The organism is Kribbella deserti, from assembly GCF_042434725.1.
Classification (GTDB): domain Bacteria; phylum Actinomycetota; class Actinomycetes; order Propionibacteriales; family Kribbellaceae; genus Kribbella; species Kribbella deserti.
Genome location: NZ_JBHLTC010000005.1, coordinates 170,952 through 189,614, shown reverse-complemented (window position 1 = coordinate 189,614; position 18,663 = coordinate 170,952). Strand labels below are relative to the sequence as shown.

Annotated in this window: 6 protein-coding genes; 4 read left to right on the top strand and 2 right to left on the bottom strand. The window is 67.8% G+C overall.

Annotated features, from left to right (window positions below; genetic code table 11):
• Positions 1-6 precede the first annotated feature (6 nt).
• Positions 7-1,290 (top strand): ABC transporter substrate-binding protein, encoded by a 1,284-nt coding sequence (locus ACFFGN_RS04890; protein WP_380044084.1) that lies wholly within the window; start codon positions 7-9, stop codon positions 1,288-1,290.
• Positions 1,287-2,198: a phytanoyl-CoA dioxygenase family protein gene (locus ACFFGN_RS04885; protein ID WP_380044083.1), complete on the top strand. Its 912-nt coding sequence runs from the start codon at positions 1,287-1,289 to the stop codon at positions 2,196-2,198. The genes ACFFGN_RS04890 and ACFFGN_RS04885 overlap by 4 nt, the downstream gene beginning before the upstream one ends.
• Positions 2,199-2,278: 80 nt before the next feature.
• Here the strand turns inward: ACFFGN_RS04885 and ACFFGN_RS04880 are convergent, their stop codons facing one another.
• Positions 2,279-4,480, bottom strand: a complete 2,202-nt coding sequence (locus ACFFGN_RS04880) for a beta-galactosidase (protein ID WP_380044082.1) — start codon at positions 4,478-4,480, stop codon at positions 2,279-2,281.
• Between the two features lie 175 nt (positions 4,481-4,655).
• Positions 4,656-5,543, bottom strand: a complete 888-nt coding sequence (locus ACFFGN_RS04875; RefSeq protein WP_380044081.1) for an alpha/beta hydrolase family protein — start codon at positions 5,541-5,543, stop codon at positions 4,656-4,658.
• A 958-nt stretch (positions 5,544-6,501) separates the two neighbouring features.
• On the opposite strand from ACFFGN_RS04875, the gene ACFFGN_RS04870 reads away from it, so the two are divergent.
• Positions 6,502-13,035: a LamG domain-containing protein gene (locus tag ACFFGN_RS04870; RefSeq protein WP_380044080.1), complete on the top strand. Its 6,534-nt coding sequence runs from the start codon at positions 6,502-6,504 to the stop codon at positions 13,033-13,035.
• Between the two features lie 23 nt (positions 13,036-13,058).
• Entirely contained in the window at positions 13,059-18,662 is a 5,604-nt protein-coding gene (locus tag ACFFGN_RS04865; protein ID WP_380044079.1) for an RHS repeat-associated core domain-containing protein, read from the top strand.
• Position 18,663 lies beyond the last annotated feature (1 nt).

Genomic DNA, 18,663 nt, shown 5'->3' with positions numbered 1-18,663 from the left:
TTCCTGATGTCCTCTGCCCTGTCCCGGCGGACCTTGTTGCTGGGTACCGCCGGCCTGCTCGGCGGCCTCACCGCCTGCGGCTCATCCACCGACCAGCCGGGTTCCGGCGGCGGTAAGACCGAACTGGTCTACCGGCTCTGGGACGAGCAGCAAGAGGTCGGCTACAAAAAGGTGTTCGCCGCCTTCACCGCCGAGAACCCGGACATCACGGTCCGGATGGAGGTGCTGCCCTGGGACCAGTACTGGACCAAGCTCACCACCGAACTGGCCAGCGGCAAGGCGCCGGACGTCTTCTGGCTCACGGTCGAGAACTTCCCGGACCTCGCCGACAAGGGCGTGCTTGCTCCACTCGACGACCTGATCGCCAAGGCCGGGCTCAAGCTCGACTCGTACCACCCGAACGTCGTGCAGTCGTACAAGTTCGAGGACAGGCAACTCGGCCTGCCCAAGGACCTGGGCGTGGTCGGCCTGCTCTACAACAAGAACCTGGTCGCCAAGGCTGGGATCACGATGCCTGACAAGCTGACCTGGGCGCCGGACGGCTCGGGCAGCTTCCTGGAGATCGCCCGCAAGCTGACGGTCGGCTCCAAGCAATGGGGGTTCTGTTCCTGGAACCACAGTCAGACCCAGTGGCTGAACTGGATCGCCTCCAACGGCGGCCGCGCGATGGACAAGCCGTACGGCAGCTTCGAATTCGCGGGGGAGAAGTCGGTGGAGGCGCTGCAGTTCGCCCGGGACCTGGTGTTCAAGTGGCGTGTCTCGCCCGACGGGACCCGGACCAACCCGCCGACCGGGCAGGCGACCGAGATGTTCTACCGCGGCGAGGTCGCGATGTTCCCGGCCAACAACGCGCTGCTGCCGTACGCCTTGCCGGAGGTGAAGTTCCCGATCGGAGTCACCTCGATGCCGGCCGGACCGGTGGACCGCACGGTGGTGATCAACGGGCTGGCCGAGGTGATGTTCGCGAAGACCAAGCACCCGGAAGCGGCCGGGAAGCTGATCGCCTTCCTGGGCTCGGAGAAGGCGCAGAAGCTGATGGGCGACGCGGGCTACGTCATTCCCGCGCTGAACGGCGCGGGCGCGGGCTATGCGGCGTACTGGCAGAAGAAGGGCATCGATGTGCAGCCGTTCCTCGACTCGGCCGCCGGCAGCACGGTGAACATGCCGATCGCGACCGGCTGGACCGCGAAGGTTGCCGAGATCAACAAGGCCGTGAACGGGCTGTACCTGGAAAAGGCGGACGTCGCCGCGATCGCGGCGACGATGGACAAGATCGGAAACGAGCAATGAAGGAACTCACCGACTCGTCGGCTGTGCTGCACGACACCGCGGTACTACGCACGCGGCTGTCCGAGGACGGGTACCTCTTCTTCCGCGAGTTACTGCCGTCCGGCGTCGTCGACGACGTGCGCGCGCAGATCGCGCGGATCCTGTCCGACAGCAACTGGCTGGCTCCCGGCACCAGCGCCGACAAGCTGATCGCCTCCGAGCGCGCGGTCGAGGAGGGATCACCCGGATTCTTCGGCGCCTATACGGCGATCCAGAGCACCGAGGCGTTCCATCAACTGGCCGTGCGGCCGGAGCTGCTGGGCCTGACCTCGCGGTTGCTGGGGGAGGAGTCGTTCGCGCATCCGGCGCACATCTGCCGAATCGCGCCGCCGTCTCCAGGGGCCAGTCCGACGCCGATCCACCAGGACTACCGGTTCATCCAGGGCTGTATCGACACGCTGACCACCTGGCTCCCGTTGAGCGCGGCTCCGCCCGAGATCGGCGGGCTCCGGGTGTTCGCGGGATCGCCTCGGCTCGGCGTACTGCCGGTGCGTGCTGCCGACGGTCCCGGCATGATGCGGGCCGAGGCGGACGAGGAGCACCCGGAATGGCGCACGGCGTCGTACCGGCCTGGTGACGTGCTGCTCTTCGGCAGCCTGACCGTGCATGGAGCGATGCCGAACCGGACCCGGCAACTACGGGTATCGGCGGACTTCCGCTACCAGGCGGTGAGTGCGCCGATGGCACGCGATGTGCTCGGAACCGGCAAGCCGCACTACCACCCAGACGTTCCGGACTTCCCGACCCTCACTCGTGGCTGGGCCTCGACGACGAGCGTCGAGATCCCGCCCGGAGTCCACTTCGTCGACCGCTTCGATCCCCGCCTGGACGAGGTCCCCACCCCGGCTTCCCGCTTCTTCGCCAGCTGAGGCCGGGACGGTCGGCTGGTCGAGGCCGTGGCTGCAGGTGGAACTCGCCCGGCAGTAGGCGGTGTGATGGTGCCGGAGAGTTAATCGCGACTGCTCCGGAGCCGCCGAGTCTGGTAGTCGATCACGGTGGCCGAGAGGACGTGTGCGCTTAGTCCCGCCACCTTGTTCCTCGCGTTCTCGGGCAGCCAAACCGGGGTCGTTTCGTCGAGCGGGTAGATCGCGAGCTGGACCTCGACCGTCGGGGCGCCGTGGGGTGGGGTGATGTCGATATCCCACGGCGCGCCGTCCCAGAAGAGGTCTTCGGTACGGCCGCCGACCGTCGCGGTGGCTACGTCACCGACCAACTCAAGCCGCAGCAAGACCCGCTCGCCAGCCAACCCCGCCGTGGGCACCGTGATGGTGAAACGGGCCGCGTGGGCGGCGAACGTGTCCGGCTCAGGCGCGGAGGCACGGCCGGGCACGATGACCGGGCACGCCGAGGGCGGTTTGGCTTCGGCGGTTTGCACGATCTCCACCGGCACGGCTGTACGGCGTGCGCCGAGGTGGTGCCGCTCGAAGGTATCGCCGCAGAGCACGTCGACCGTGACGGGCCCGGTGCTGATCGAGGCAAGGTCTCCATCCGGCAGCAAGACGATGTCGGCCTCGGAGATCACGAGCCGGCCGCCGCCGGGCAACCAGGCGTACCGCGCGGTGGCAGCGTCGATTACCAGCAACCTCAGCCGCGCGCCGTACGGCGTCTCGACCGTCAGCAGCTCGCGTGAGCTAGGGAGGTCCTCGAGAATGACCTCGCCATCCCGCTCCAGAACTGGGTGTCCGATCACTCGGGTGCCAGCGGGTAGAGACAGATGACCGGGTACGCCGTCGGCCTTCGTCAGCACCAGCAGCGGATCGTCGCCCTCTGGTAGGACGGTCAACAGCCCGAGCGTGGCCCAGTTGATCGTGACGCCATGCACGGCGAGGTGGACCGGCCAGCACACGGACGTTCCACTCGGAATATCGATCGGGCGATGCGGGAAGGCGACGCGGATTTTGTCGAGTTCGACGTCGAAGTGCACTCCGTGGTGGTCGGGTAGCGGCTCGTACGGCTGGTGCGTGTTGATGAAGACGAAACCCTCGTGCCCGTCGGAACGCAGCGACCAGCGCAGGGCTGTCTGGTCGGGCAGGGCCGGGATCGTGGCGTTCATGCCTGCCAGCCGGTCGCCGAACGCGGCCAGGAACGCGTGCTGGTTGCGCAGCAGATGGAAGGTGTCGCGGGTCTGCAGGTGGGCGCCGACGGGTGCGTGGAAGTCGTAGTTGTGCACCGGCAGGTCGTTGGGATAGCCGGTGGCATGCGATTCCTGCAGGCCGGGCCTGGGGTTGGTGCCGCCGATGTACATGTAGTAGCCCTGCCAGGCCGATCCGCTGCCGAGTTTGCAATGAGCCACCGCCGCGATGTCCGCCGCGGTCGGCCACGGGCGGCGATGGTAGGCCGTAGCCATGCCGCCGCCCAGCTCGCAGGTCGCTGCAGGGAAGTCGGGATGCTTGGCGCCTGGCACGCCCGTGGTCTTGTCGCCTGCGAGGTCACTTCCGATGCCCGGGTCGTCCCACTGGTGGGAGAAGTGGAAGTGGGCGCGGAAGGAGTCGTGCCAGCCGTCCGCGGTGTCGACCCAGAAGCCGTCGGCGTAACCGCCGTACAGGGGGAAGACCTCACCGACCGGGATGTCGGCGCTACCCCAGGCAGTGGCCGTCCACAGTGGCGCGTGCAGGCCGCAGGCGCGGGCGAGGCCTTTGAGCGTGACGAGGTGGCCGGGCTGGTCGTACAGCTCGTTCTCCAGCTGGAAGCCGACGATCGGGCCGTCTGGCCCGCACAGCCGGGCGAGTTGCCGGCCGAGATGACCGAACCAGCGCCGTACCTGATCCAGGTACGCGGGATCGTCGCTGCGGGCCGGAGGTACCCAGTCGGGCAGCCCGCCGTTGCGTACCTCGCCGTGGCACCACGGCCCGATCCGGATGATCACCTCCAGGCCGGTGTCGCGGCAGAGCTCGACGAACGCGGCCAAGTCCAGATCGCCGTCGAACAGTGGCTCTGCGCCCTTGTCCTCCTGATGGTGGATCCAGAACACGTAGGTGGATACCACACTGATCCCGCCGGCCTTCATGAGCCGCAGTGCGTCCCGCCAGCGCTGCCGGGGGAGTCGGCTGTAGTGCAGTTCGCCCGTCACCGGAATCCAGCGGCGGCCATCGCGCCACAGGGATCGGTTTGTGAGCTCGAGCCCGGGCCGGACGTCCTCGGTCGACGCCATGGCGGTGCGAGTTTCGGGGCGATCCCAGGGAGCGTGCTTCACGGCGTGCGCGGGCCGGTACGTCATGTGAACCTTTCGAGCTGGCTGTGTTCCGGTAGACCCTGTCACCCGGCGAGGCAAGCTGGCAGCGATCTTCCCTCGGACGCCGTACGCAGCCGTCCGAGGGAAGGTGGCCTCAGCGCAGGAACTCCCAGGTGGTGGTGCTCGAGCTGGCGTCGGCGGAAAGCCGGTCGCGGGCGGTGGTGTCGTCGTACAGGCCCCAGCGCATCCAGTCCACGAACGTGTTGCGGGCGCGGGAGTCGCTGAAGAAGCTGGTGTGGGTCCCGCCGTGGAAGGTGAGGAACGCCTTGGGCGCCGGCAGTTCGCGGTAGGCCTGGCGGGCCGACGAATACGGGCAGGTCGAGTCGCGGTCGCCGTGGATGAACAGCACCTTGGCCCTGACCGTGCCGCCTGGGTTGCCCACGTCGACGCAGGCCCAGGGCGCGGCGGCGACGATGCGTGAGTCGGGCCAGGCGGTGAGCAGTCCGTGTGTGGTCATGCCGCCCATCGAATAGCCGGACACGCCGACCCCGGTCGCGGTGTTGATGTGGCCGCGCAGCGGGTCGTTGGCGGAGTTCAGCGCGAGGGTGCCGGTGATGGCGGTGGAGACGTCCTTGGACAGGTTGCCGTTGTAGGCGTCACCGATGGAGGCGGTGGTGAAGACCGGCGCGGGCACGATGAATCCGGCCGCGGCCAAGGGGCGGATGTGCCCGAGGGCCTTTTGTGGGCTGCCGCCGGATCCGTGCGTGTACTGGCAGATGGGAAATACGCCGTCGGCAACGGGAGCGTTGGTGGTCGGACCCGAGCCGGGCGTGCCCTTGGCGGGGTAGTACACGTAGGTGGTCACCCGTCGGCTGCCGCGCCACCAGGTGTACTGGCGGACGCCGACCGCGAACGGTGTCGTCGGCGCAGCGGCCAGTGCACCGACACTGCCGAGTGCCTGTCCGAAGCCCTGCAAGGACAGGCCCGCGCCGGCCACACCGGCCGCACCGATACCAAGAAATGCACGACGATGCATGGTCATGAGCACCCCAAGTGTTCGAAGGAATAACCGGAAACAGGGGAGGGATCCAGCTGGACGATCAGCCGATGGCCAAGCTTGAGCGCGGCTGGTTGCCGCCGGTTTTCTGTCGATCGCGGCGCTGGACGACCGGGTTTCACCGCGAAGATTCGTTCGGCCGTCGCTGTGCCGAGATGGTGCGGAGAAGCCGGAACGGCTAGTGTCCTGCGCCGGAGATGTGCACGAACTTCCGACTCAGGACACTAGTTGCCGAGGGCACCGCTGGCGAGGTCGAGCGGGTCCTGAGCTCCATCGGCGGTCATGCGATGCTCCTTCGTCCCAGCGTGGCGGATCACTTGTCTGCAAGGAATGTTGGGCGGATTCGTTCTCGGCAGAAGGTGACTGCCAAGATGAAAACCTAAGTTGATCGCGATGGCAAGCTTTCAGGGAGATTTTGTGTGAACGTGCACACCCGGAGCACAGTTTTTGTTCCCTGGGCGCCAGGGAAAGCCATGATCGACGGCCAGATCGTCGAATGAGATCGATCGCCGGACAATTGTCGAACGTGATCGATGACCACCAATCGCATTCGGCCGATTCACGGAAACTGCCGAATGCGTTCGAGTCGACGGGCGTGTTGCTGTGCACCGCGAACCGCCGCGCGCCGATGAGCGACCGGGTCCGTCAGGCCAACCTGCCGAGCGCTCCCACGAGAGCGCCTAGCAGGGCGTCCGCCGCGTTGTAAGCGAAATGACAGCGGCCTCTGGAATTGTCCGGGCTCGCCGGCGTGAGGACACCGGCTCGGACGCGGAGGTGGGCTGTGGGACGACTGGGGTGGGCGCGCGGAGTGGCGTGGTTGACGGCGCTGGTGGTGATAACAGGCACGGCCGGGCCGGCGGTGACGGGGGCCGCCGGCCCGGCGACAGCGACGGCCGGCACGGCAGCGGGGACGCCGGCTGCGCCGGTTGGTGATCGGGAGGCCGTGACGGAGGCGCCCGACACTGAGTCGGCCTTGGCCGCGGCCCGACGCCAAGACAAGCCGGTGCTGGTGGCGGACCTGACGACTCAGACGCGGCTCGTGCGGGCCAAGCCCGACGGAGCCATGGTCGCGGAGCTGACGACCGTGCCGACGCGGGTGAACCGTGGTGGTACCTGGATGAACGTCGACACCAAGTTGGTGAAGCGTCCCGACGGAATGGTGGCGCCACGCACGGCCGTGACGGAGCTGGCGTTCTCCGGCGGCGGATCGCAGCCGCTGGTGCGGTACCAGGTTGGCTCTGCACGAATGGTGTTGTCGTGGCCGGCGCGCCTGCCGAAGCCGGTGCTCGCGGGCGCTACCGCCACCTATCCCGAGGTGTACCCGGGCGTGGATCTCGTCATGAAGGCCGAGAACGGGGGCTACACCCAGCAGGTCGTGGTGAAGACCCGGCAGGCGGCGGCCCATCCCGGTGTACGGCGGATCAGGTTGGCGATGGCTGCTCAGGGCGCCAAGCTCAAGGTCGGCCGCGATGGCTCGATCGAAGGCGCTGACAAGGCGGGCAAACCGGTGTTCCGATCGCCGCCGTCGCTGATGTGGGACTCGGCGCAGGTGCGCAAGGAGGCCGTCGCCGCCGTCACGGTCGAGGCCAAGGCGCTCGTACTACGGCCGGACGCGAAGTTGCTCGACGCGCCGGGTACGACGTACCCCGTGGTGATCGATCCGGCGCCGACCCAGTTGGGCAAGACCGCGTGGGGTGGCGTGTACTCGGGCAATCCGAGTCGCACGTACTACAACGCGACGGCTGATCCTGACGGTCGGGCCCAGGTCGGCCGGTGCAACTGGTCCAACTGTGGCGCGATCGTCGGTATCGCCCGGACCTACTTCCAGTTCGACACCCGCTGGCTCGGCGGCAAGGTGTGGATCAAGTCGTTCCTCAACACGGTCGCCGTCCACCGGCCCGACTGTACCGCCCAGAACCACCGGCTCTACTGGGTGCAGGGGCAGTACGGTCCGACCATTGCCTTCGGCAACCAGCCTGGCCATGTCGCGGTCAATACCCAAGCGGTCAAGGGCGCGCGGGCGGGATGCGCCGAGCCGGGTGATCACCACGTCGGGTTCGACACCGCCGGGCACATCACGTTCGGCGGTTACTCGAGCTACTTCCTCGCGGCAGCCGACGAGAACAACCAGGCGGCCTGGCGCAAGTACGACCAGAACCGCACGGTGCTCTACATCGAGTACAACACCAAGCCGAACACGCCGACGGAACTGTCGGTCACGCCGTGGCGCGCGCCTTGTAAGCACTGCGGGGGCAAGACCTACCTGGGCGACGACTTCATCACGATCCGCGCGCGCGTGATCGATGCCGACGGCGATCAGATGCGCCCGTACTGGACCGTCAACGGCGGCGCGTACTACGGCGACGTGGTCGGAACGAACACGCTGGCGACGAGCAAGCTGGACGTGCGTGGCAAACCGGACCACACCACGTACACCTGGTCCGTGGCCGCGGTCGACGCGCATGCGGGACCGACGGCTGCCGGTCCGTCGTTCGTGATCGATCGGCAGGCGCCTCGCAAGGCGGTGACGGTGGGCAGCGACCTCTACCCGGCGGACAACCGCTGGCACGGTGGAGTGGGCGCGCCCGGCCGGTTCACGTTCACGCCGAACTACGAGGCCGGCGAGGTTCGCGACGTTGACCACTACCGTTACGGCTGGGACGACGCGGCGCCGAACAAGGTCGACGCCACCGCACTAGGTGCCGGGGCGTCGGTGCTGCTGACGCCGCCAGGCGACGGGCCGCGCGACCTCTACGTGTACGCCGTCGACCGCGCAGGCCGGCTCGGCCCGGTGACGCGGCATCACTTCTACGTTCGTGCGGGCAATGGCCCGCTGGCCCAATGGTCGTTCGAGGGCAACGCGAAGGACAGCGCGTTCCTGGGGGACCGCCACGGCACGCTCGAAGGCGGTACGGCGTACTCGCCCGGCGCTGTTGGCACCGCGATCACGGTCGACCCGGCAACGCAGGGACACGTGAAAGCGCCGCACGCGGTCGATACCAAAGCCAGCTTCAGCGTTTCGGCGTGGGTGAAGCTCGCTCCCGGCACGGGCGTGGGCTCGGTTGTGAGCCAGGACGGCACGCGCTTCTCCGGTTTCAACCTCTGGCACCGCCTCGATTCGGCGGGCGTCAGCCGGTGGATCTTCGGTATGTCGAAAAGCGACACCACCTACGCGGGCATCGACTGGGTCTGGTCGGCCGAACCAGCCGTACCGAACGTGTGGACTCATCTGACCGGTGTCTACGACGCCGAGGAGAAGAAGCTCAGGCTGTACGTCGATGGCGTGCGCTCGGGCGAGGCGAGCCATACAGCGACACCGTGGACGGCAGTCGGCGGAGTCCAGATCGGCCGGACCATGTGGGACGGCAGCGCCGGCGTGGACCACTTCCGCGGCTCGATCGACGAGGTCGCCCTGTGGGATCGGGAGTTGTCCGACACCGAGGTCCGTACCGCGGTGAGCCGCGACAACGTCCAGATCGGGCACTGGCGATTCGACGAGTCGGACGGACAGACGGCGAGCAACGCCGTTGCCGGTGGATCGGCGGGCGTGCTGACCGGTGAGGCCGCATTCGTGACGCCGGGCATCATCGACGGCGCCGTGCGTCTCAACGGCACGACGAGCACGGTCACGACAGCTGTACCGCAAATCCGCACCGACCGCGGCTTCACCGTGACAGCGTGGGTAGAGCTCAGCCGTCAGGTCACGGGTACGGCGGCGAGCGTGGTGTCGCAGGATGGCGTCCACCGCAGCGGGTTCGCCCTGCAGTACCGGCCGACAGCCAACAGCACGGACAGTGGTCGTTGGGCCGTGCACCTGCCCGGGACCGACGAGGCGGCCGCCGGTCAGGCCACGACGCTGATCGGCACGGTGACGGGCAAGGTCGGGCAACGCGCTCACCTGACCGCCGTGTACGACGCGGCCACCCGCAAGGTCCGGTTGTACGTCGACGGGCTGTTCGCCGGCGAAGCGGATCGAGTCGGCGGCTTCAACGCCACGGGTGCGTTCGCGGTCGGCCGCGGTCAGGCCGACAGCCAGCCGGTCGAGCATTTCCCGGGCCTGGTCGACGAGGTGCGCGCCTATAGCCGCCCACTGGAGCCGGCCGAGATTCAGGGCCTGGTGAGCCAGAACAACGTGCCCGAAGGACAGTGGAAGCTCGACGGCGGCCTGACCGACACCTCCGGCAAGGGTCGTGACGGGGTCAGGGCGGACACGATCGGATTCACCGGCGGTCAGGTGAGCAGCCCGGATCCGACCGACCTTGCGCTGGCCGTCGAAGGCGCGGGCTACGTGTCGGCGCCCAAGGCGATCGACACCAGCCGCAGCTTCTCCGCATCGGCCTGGGCACGACTCGACAAAACCGGCGGTACGGCGGCGGTGGTGTCGCAGGACGGCGCCTTCGTGAGTGCCTTCCAACTGCAGGCGGCGTCCACGGGGCAATGGACGTTTCTCCTCTTCAGCCATGACCGCGCCGATGGCGGCGACGTGCATCACCGCGTGACCGGTCCCGCTGCCCAGGTAGGCGTCTGGACCCACCTCGCCGGCGTGTACGACGCCGGAGCCAAGCGGATGGACCTCTACGTGAACGGCGTTCTCGCCGGTACGAGCGCGGGTCCCGCGATGTGGAACCACGCGAGCGGTGGCCTCCAGATCGGCGCGGCGAAGTGGAACGGCCAGCGCATCAACCGATTCACCGGCGCCATCGACGACGTGGCCGTCTACAACCGGGCCCTGTTCGCCGACGAGATCCGCACCCAGGCGGGCCGCGATCTCAGCCTGATCCACAACTGGTCGCTCGACGAGCCGGGCGGCGGCATCGCCGGGGACGCGGTCGGCAGTCGTACGGCGACGTTGTCCGGCGGGTATCAGCGCGAGGTCGGCCGGTCCGGCAACGCGCTGCGGTTCAACGGCAGCACGGGCACGGCCACGACGCCCAAGGTGGACCTGCGGACCGACCAGAGCTTCACGGTATCGGCGTGGGTGCAGCTGGGTGAGGTGGACTGTGCCGATCCGTACATCGGTTGCCGTCGCGACGCGGTCACCGTCGACGGCGATCAGACGAGCAAGTTCCGCCTCGGACATCTCATCGATGACGGCGACAACCTGGCCGGGTCATGGGTGTTCGAGATGCCCGAGAGCGACACGAGCCCGGCCGTGGCCCGCGCGGCGATCTCGGTCGCACCTGGCGAGCTGAAGGAATGGGTCCACCTCGTCGGCGTGTACGACGCGCCTTCGAAGACGATCTGGCTGTACGTCGACGCGGTGCGGCAGAAGGACGGCGCACTGGACAAGTCGTGGCAGGCGACCGGTGGCGTGGCCATCGGCCGGGGCAAGACGGCGGGCCAGCCGGCCAACCACTTCTCCGGCGCCGTTGACGACGTGCGGCTCTATGCCGGTGTGCTCGACAAGACGCGGGTGGCGGCGCTGCGCAACTCGTACCCGACGGAGGCCGCGATCGCGCCGGTGCCCACCGACCCGATCGCGTACTGGAAGCTCGACGAGAACACCGGTACGAGCGCAGCGGACTCGAGCAACAACGACCACACGATGACGATGACGGGAGCGACCGGCTGGGTCGGTGGCCGCAAGGGACCTGCGATGAAGCTCGACGGCACGACGACGTCGGCGCAGACGGCGGGCCAGGTCGTGGATACGAAGGGCAGCTTCTCGGTCGCGGCCTGGACCTATCTGCAAGGCACCACCGCCACTCGCACGCTGGTCGCCCAGGACGGGAACAGGGTCAGCGCGTTCGCCCTGCAGTACCACCAGCCGACAGCGAAGTGGGCGGTACTCGTGCCGACGGCGGACGTCGACAATCCGGCCGTCGTACTGCTCACGTCCAACGAGGCAGCCGCGTACAGCGACTGGACCCATCTCGCGGTGACCTACGACGCGATCAGCAGACAGCTCAAGTTGTACGTCAACGGAGTGTTGTCGGCGATGCGTGCGGACGTACCGACGTTCGGCTCGACGGGGCCGCTCACGCTGGGCCGCGGCAAGTGGAACGGCGCCGCCGCGAACCACTACTGGTACGGCATCGACGACGTGCGCGTCTTCGGCCGCGTGATCGGCGCGGGCGAAGTACGGGCGCTGCACGACGACGTGAACGCGGCCGTGTTCGGGCGCTTCACGTTCGACGACAACACGTCGAACGACTTGTCGTGGCGCGGCAACCACGCGACGCCGCACACCAGCGGGATCTCGTACGGCGCTGGGCTGTCCGGGCGGGCGATCACCTTCGACGGCGCCTCCGGCCGGGTCGCCACCGAGCGACTCGGCGTATCAACCCGGGACAGCTTCACCGTCACCGCGTGGGCGAACCTCGCGCGCAAGGACCAGATCGCCACGGTCTTCGGCCAGGACGGCACGCGCGCATCGTCGTTCTTCCTGCAGTACCGGCCAGGGCCGGACCGCTGGGTGTTCGGTACGCATCAGCAGGACGCCGATGCTTCGTCGACGGTCTACGCGCAGTCGGTGCACGCGCCCGTGGCCGGCCGCTGGACGCATCTGGCCGGCGTGTACGACTACGCCGGGCGGCAGTTGCGGATCTACGTCGACGGGCAGCTGGCCGGTACCAAGGAGAACGTCGCCCTGTGGGTGGGCAACGGCAAGTTCAGCATCGGCCGGGCGAAGGCGAACGGTCTGCCGGTCGACTTCTTCCCGGGTTCGGTGGACGAGGTCACGCTGTACCAAGGCGTGCAGACCGCCGCCGACCTGGCACGGATGGGCTGGCCCGCAACACCTCCGGGGCAGCTCGGTCGTTTCACCAATACGGCGGGGGATCGCTACGCCGGTTCGGCGTCGGCGAATCCTCGCGCCGGCTACCACTTCGAAAGCACGCTCGGCAGCCTGGTCGACGGTGAACAGCCGGACACGCACTCGCTGTACGCCTGCGTCGACGGCACCGACGGATTCACCTCGCTCGACGCGAACTGCGAAGGCGGCACGGCGGGTGCGGAGATCGGCAAGGTCTACACGCGACAGCCTGCCAACGTTGCAACGACGGCGGTCTACCGATGTGTGGCCGGCGGCGACCGGTTCGAGTCGTTGCAGCAGGGATGCGAGGGCGCGACCCTGCTCGGCTACACGCTCGCCTACGCGCCCTTGAGCCGGTACACCGTTCACGGCGACCACTGGCAGGGCGTTGCCGGAGCGCCGCACGGCTATCGCTACGAAGGACCGCTCGGTTACGTGCCACTGGTCAGCCAACCCGGCACGGTGCCGTTGGTCGCGTGCCGCGACGGGCTGGACCAGTTTCTGTCGACCGACTCGACCTGTGGCGGTGCGACTGTCGCCGGGACGATCGCCCAGATCTGGCCGGAGGCGCCAGAGGGCCTGCGCAGCAAGGCGTTGTACGCCTGCCGGGCCGGTGGGCAACGGTTCGCCGACTTCAGCCCGACCTGTCTCGGAAACACCGTCGACGGTCTCCTTGGCTACACCCTGTTCGCCGCGCCGGACCCGGCACCCCAGTTCTCCTGACCTCCTGCAAGGAAAGGCATACCGTGAAACTGTCACGAATCGGCCGCCGCTTCGTTGCGGCGAGCTTGAGCGGCCTGCTGGTCACGACCTTGCTGGTGGTACCGGCTCCGGAGCCCGCGGCGGCACTCGCCAACGGCGGCCCCTCGCAGCCGTTGCCCGACACTCCGCAGACCAACGTCACCAATCCGGCCTCGAAGCCGCCGCGACCCGCCGACCAGGCATCGGCATCCGCCCTGAGCGGTAACCAGCCCGACAACGCTCCACCGGCACCGGCCGGCAGTGGCAGCCTGACCGCGACGTCGCTGTCGCCATCAGCGACCTGGCAAGTGTCTCCACACACCGGCGACTTCACCTGGTCCTACCCGCTGCGGGTACCACCGGCGCCGGGCGGCCTGGAGCCCGAGCTGGGCTTGTCGTACGCGTCTTCCGCAGTGGACGGCCGCACCTCCGCAACGAACAACCAGGCGTCCTGGGTGGGTGACGGCTGGAGTTTGGAGGTGGGCTTCATCGAGCGCACGTACGGCGGTTGCTCGGACGACGACATGGGCGGCACGATCCCACCGAAAACCGGCGATCTGTGCTGGCGCAACGACAACGCGATGGCGTCGAGCAACGGCATCCTGATCAACGAGTCGGGCAACCGGTGGCGCGCCAAGTCCGACGACGGCGCACGGATCGAGCGGCTCACCGGCGCGGCGAATGGCGATGCCGATGGCGAGCACTGGAAGATCACCTCGGTCGACGGCACGCAGTACTTCTACGGTTCGCGACCGGAGGCGAAGTCGACCTGGACGGTACCGGTCTACGGCGACGACGTGAACGAGCCCTGCCACGGCTCGACCTTCGCGACCTCCCGTTGCACCCAGGCCTGGCGATGGAACCTCGACAAGGTCATCGATCCGCACGGCAACATGATGGTCTACAGCTACGACGTCGAGACCAACAGCTACGGCGCGAACCTGCAGGACGCGGCCGTGCCGTACGTGCGTGGCGGCGCGTTGCGCAAGATCGAGTACGGGTTGCGGTCCGACAACTCGGTGGCGGCGACGGGCCAGGTCGAGTTCCTCACCGACAACCGGTGCGTGAAGGGCAGCGAATGCACGGCGGCGAAGAAGAACAACTGGCCCGACGTGCCGTGGGACTCCAACTGCGCTGCGGCAACTTGCTTCGGCAACTACTCGCCGAGCTTCTGGACCACGAAGCGGCTGGCGAAGATCGTGACCCGCGTGCGCGGCGCGGCCGGCTTCACCGACGTGGACTCGTGGACGCTGAACCACGAGTTCCCGAATCCGGGGGACCAGGAGAAGGCCGCGCTCTGGTTGAAGTCGATCGTGCACACCGGTCACGTCGGTGGCACCATCGCGCTGCCGGCGGTGACCTTCGAGGGAACCGCGAAACCCAACCGGGTGTTCTACAGCACCGGGATCGGCCCGCTGAACCGGTACCGGATCACGGCCGTCGTCTCGGAGAGCGGCGGCGTCATCACGGTCGTCTACGCCGCGCCGAACTGCGTCGAAGGTACGTCGATGCCGGCCAGTCCCGAGCACAACACCTTGCGCTGTTACCCGGCGCGCTGGTCTCCGCCGGGCGGTAACGAACGCATCGACTACTTCCACAAGTACGTCGTGGCCGAGGTCGTCGAGTCCGACCGGTACGACGGCACGAGCGAGCAGCGCACGTCGTACCACTATCTCGACGGTGCCGCCTGGCACTTCGACACCTCGGAATTCGCCAAGGACGACAAGAAGACATGGAACGAGTTCCGGGGCTTTGGTCGGGTGCGGACGCGGACCGGGAACACGGACGATCCGGCCGGCCCGGTGAGCGAGCAGGAGCAACGCTTCTACCGGGGCATGGACCAGGATCGCCTGCCCAGCAACGGCCGACGATCGGTGACCGTGACCGACTCGCGCGGCGGTTCGCGGACCGACTCGGACTGGTTCGCCGGGACCGAGTTCGAGAACGCGACGTTCAACGGTGTGAACGGGCCCGTCGTCGAAACCGACATCTCGACGCCGGTGGCGCAGGGTCCCAACGCGACCCGTGGTGAGCTCAAGTCGTACCTGGTCCGTACCGGGACGGAGACGACGGCGACCGCGCTCGCCGATGACAAGTGGCGGATCACCCGCACCGACAGCAAGTACGACGACCGCGGCCAGGTGATCGAGGTCGACGACCAGGGCGACGTGAACACTTCCGCCGACGACGAGTGCAACCGCAAGAGCTACGCCCGGAACACCGACCGCTGGATCCTCGCGCTGCCGTACCGGGACTGGACGGTCAGTGTTCGCTGCGGCGCGACGGGCGGTGAAACCCTCAGCGACACCCGCACGGGGTACGACGGCCTGGCCATCGGCACCGCGCCGACGGCCGGTTCGGTCACGCGGAGGGAGGAACTGGCCGAGTCGGGCTACGTCATGACGTCCACTTCGACGTACGACGTGCACGGGCGGGTCACCGGCGGTGCCGATGCCCTTGGCAACAAAACCAGCACCGAGTACACACCGGCGGTTGGCGGGCCGTTGACGAAAACGATCGAGACCAACGCCAAGGGGCATGTGACCACGACTACCGTGGCACCCGCGTGGGGTGTGCCGATGATGGTGGTCGATCCCAATTTGCGCCGCACCGAGACGGCGTACGACGCGCTGGGCCGGTCGGTCGCGATCTGGCAGCCCAACCGGAAGCGGCCGCTGGGAGATTCCGCCAGCGCCACGTTCACGTACCTGATCCGCAACGACGGTCCGACCGTGGTCACGAGTTCGCGGCTCAACGCGCGTGGTGACTACACGGTCTCCAAGGAGATCTATGACCCGTTGATGCGGCTACGGCAGGTCCAGACGCCCGCGTCCGGCGGCGGCCGGCTGCTCACGGACACCCGGTACGACTCGCACGGCCGGGCGTACTTCAAGAGCGCGCCGTACTTCCACAACACCGCGATCGACGACTCGCTCTGGGTCGCGGTCGAGGCCGAGAAGCTGGGCACCACGCTGACGTCGTACGACGGGGCGGGCCGCACGGTGGCGACCGCCTTCCGCGGTGGCGGGGACGAGAAGTGGCGTACCACGCAGGAGCACGAGGGCGACCGGGTGCACACCACACCACCCTTGGGTGGAACGGCCAGCACCGTCGTCATCGACGCGCGTGGCCAGACCACCGAGCTGCACCAGTACCGTGGTGGGGTGGTGGGAGGGACTCCCGACATCACGCGCTACACGTACCACAAGGGCGGTGAACTCGCCTCGATCATCGATGCCATGGGCAACACCTGGCGCTACACCTACGACCAGCGCGGCAGCCTGATCCAGTCCGACGACCCGGACAAGGGCAGGTCGCAGATGGCGTACGACGCGGCTCAGCGTCTGACCGCAGTCACGGACGCGCGAGGCGCCACGATCAACTACGCGTACGACGTTCTCGGTCGTAAGACCAGTGCCACCAAGGACGGAAAGGCGATGGCGAGTTGGGTCTACGACACCGCTGAGGCCGGTAAGGGTCTGCTCGCCACCTCGACCAGGCACGTAGGTGCTGCCGCTTACACGACGTCGATCGGCTCGTACAACCAGCTGAGCCAGCCACTGTCCACCACGGTCACGATTCCCGAGCAGGAGCAGACGCTCGCTGGTACGTACAAAACCGAGTTCCGGTACGACTACGACGGTGGTCTGGCCTCGACCCACCTGCCCGCCATCGGAAGCCTGCCGGCCGAAGGCATCGTGCACGAGCGTGACGAACTCGGGCTGCCGAAGGTCACCCGCGGCGGCTTCGACGGGCAGACCATGCACTACATCAGCGACACCACGTACACCCGGCAGGGCGAACTCGCGCGGCTGCAGTACGGCGAAGGCACCAAGCGGGCGTGGCAGTCGTACTACTACGACACACATACGCGACGACTCGACCAGACCATCGTCGACGCCGAACTGCCCGCACCGATGCAGGCAGACCTGCGGTACACGTACGACCCGGCGGGCAACATCACGTCGATCGCGGACACCCTGCGGGGTGGCAGCGTGGACAGGCAGTGCTTCCGGTACGACCACTTGCGCCGCCTCACCAACGCGTGGACTCCGGCCGGTGACTGCGCCACGGACCCGCGGACCGAACCACTGGCCGGCCCCGCGCCGTACCGCCACGCCTACAGCTACGACAAGACCGGCAACCGGCTCAGCTCGATGATCGACGGCGTCACCAGCACGTACACCTATCCCGAGCCAGGTACGGCGCGGCCGCACGCGGTGACCGCGGTCGCGACCGCGGGAACTACGGACACCTATTCGTACGACGCGGCCGGTAACACGATCGCACGTCCCGGGCAGCAGTTGGAGTGGGACGGCGAAGGGCGTGTCAGCAAGATCAGTACGGCCGAAGGCGACTCGACGTTCGTGTACGACGCGGACGGCAACCGGCTCATCCGTCGTACGCCGCAAGCCACCACGGTCTACCTGGGTGGGCAGGAGTTGACGCTGAACCGCGGCAGCGGTGCCTTGTCGCCAACGCGGTACTACACCCACGGGGACAAGGCGATCGCCGTACGGACCAGCAGCGGGCTCAGCTGGTTGGCCAGCGATCACCAAGGGACGGCCCAGTTCTCGATCGACGCGACGCGGATGACGGTGAGCCGGCTACGCCAGACACCGTTCGGTACCAAGCGCGGTGCGGCCGCCGATCTGCCGGGGGAGCGGGGCTTCGTTGGCGGTGTGGAGGATGCCGCGACGGAGTTGGTGCACATCGGTGCGCGGCAGTACGACCCGGAGCTGGGCCGCTTCTTGTCCGTGGACCCGGTGATGGGCGGCGAACCGCAGTTGATGAACGCGTACGCCTACAGCAACAACAGCCCGGTCACCTTCAGCGATCCGACTGGTCTGTACTGCGACAGCTGCGACTTCTACAACCACAAGTACGGCGAGGCCAGCGCGTGGAGCAAGCAGACCAAGCGCAAGTCGTTCTGCGACAGCTGCGAGTACTTCTCCCGCAAGAACAAGACCAAGAGCGCCTGGAACCAGCGCTGGTACGGCGACAAGAAGTACGAGCCGTCGATCTACAAGAAGAGCAGGGAGATCAATGAACGCCGAGCGAAGGAGCAGAAGGCCCGCCGGGAAGCCGAGGAATGCGCCCGCAGCTTCTGGTGCAAGGTAGGCAACGGCATCAAGGCCGTCGGTAACTACGTCGTCAACCGGGTCAAAGAGATCTCCGACAGTGCCGTCTGGAAATGGACCGGGGTGGGCCTCGGCGTGCTTGGCATGTTCGGATGCGTGGCCTGCGCGGCCATCAGCGTCGGCATGTCCATGGTCGCGACAGGGGCGAACTGCGCTCTCGACCCAGGCGGGACGAGTTGCAAGGTCGGCGCCGCCTCGCTTGCCCTTGGTGCAGTGGCTGGGGCTGCGTCCGGCGTTGCCGGCAACCTGTGGCGCCACGGTGCTGGACAAATCGCTTCGCGTGTCTCGGTGTCGGTGGGCCAGGCTGTCCGCCATCCCTGGAAGTCGTTCGGCGCCGCTGTGTGGCCGGTCATGAAAGGTCACGGCAACCAGTTGCTGGCGCGCGCCACCGGCATTGCCGCGACGGTCCCCGCTTCAGGTTCACTCGGCCTCGATACCGCCAGCGCCGCCGGTGGCTTCGGTCCCTGAG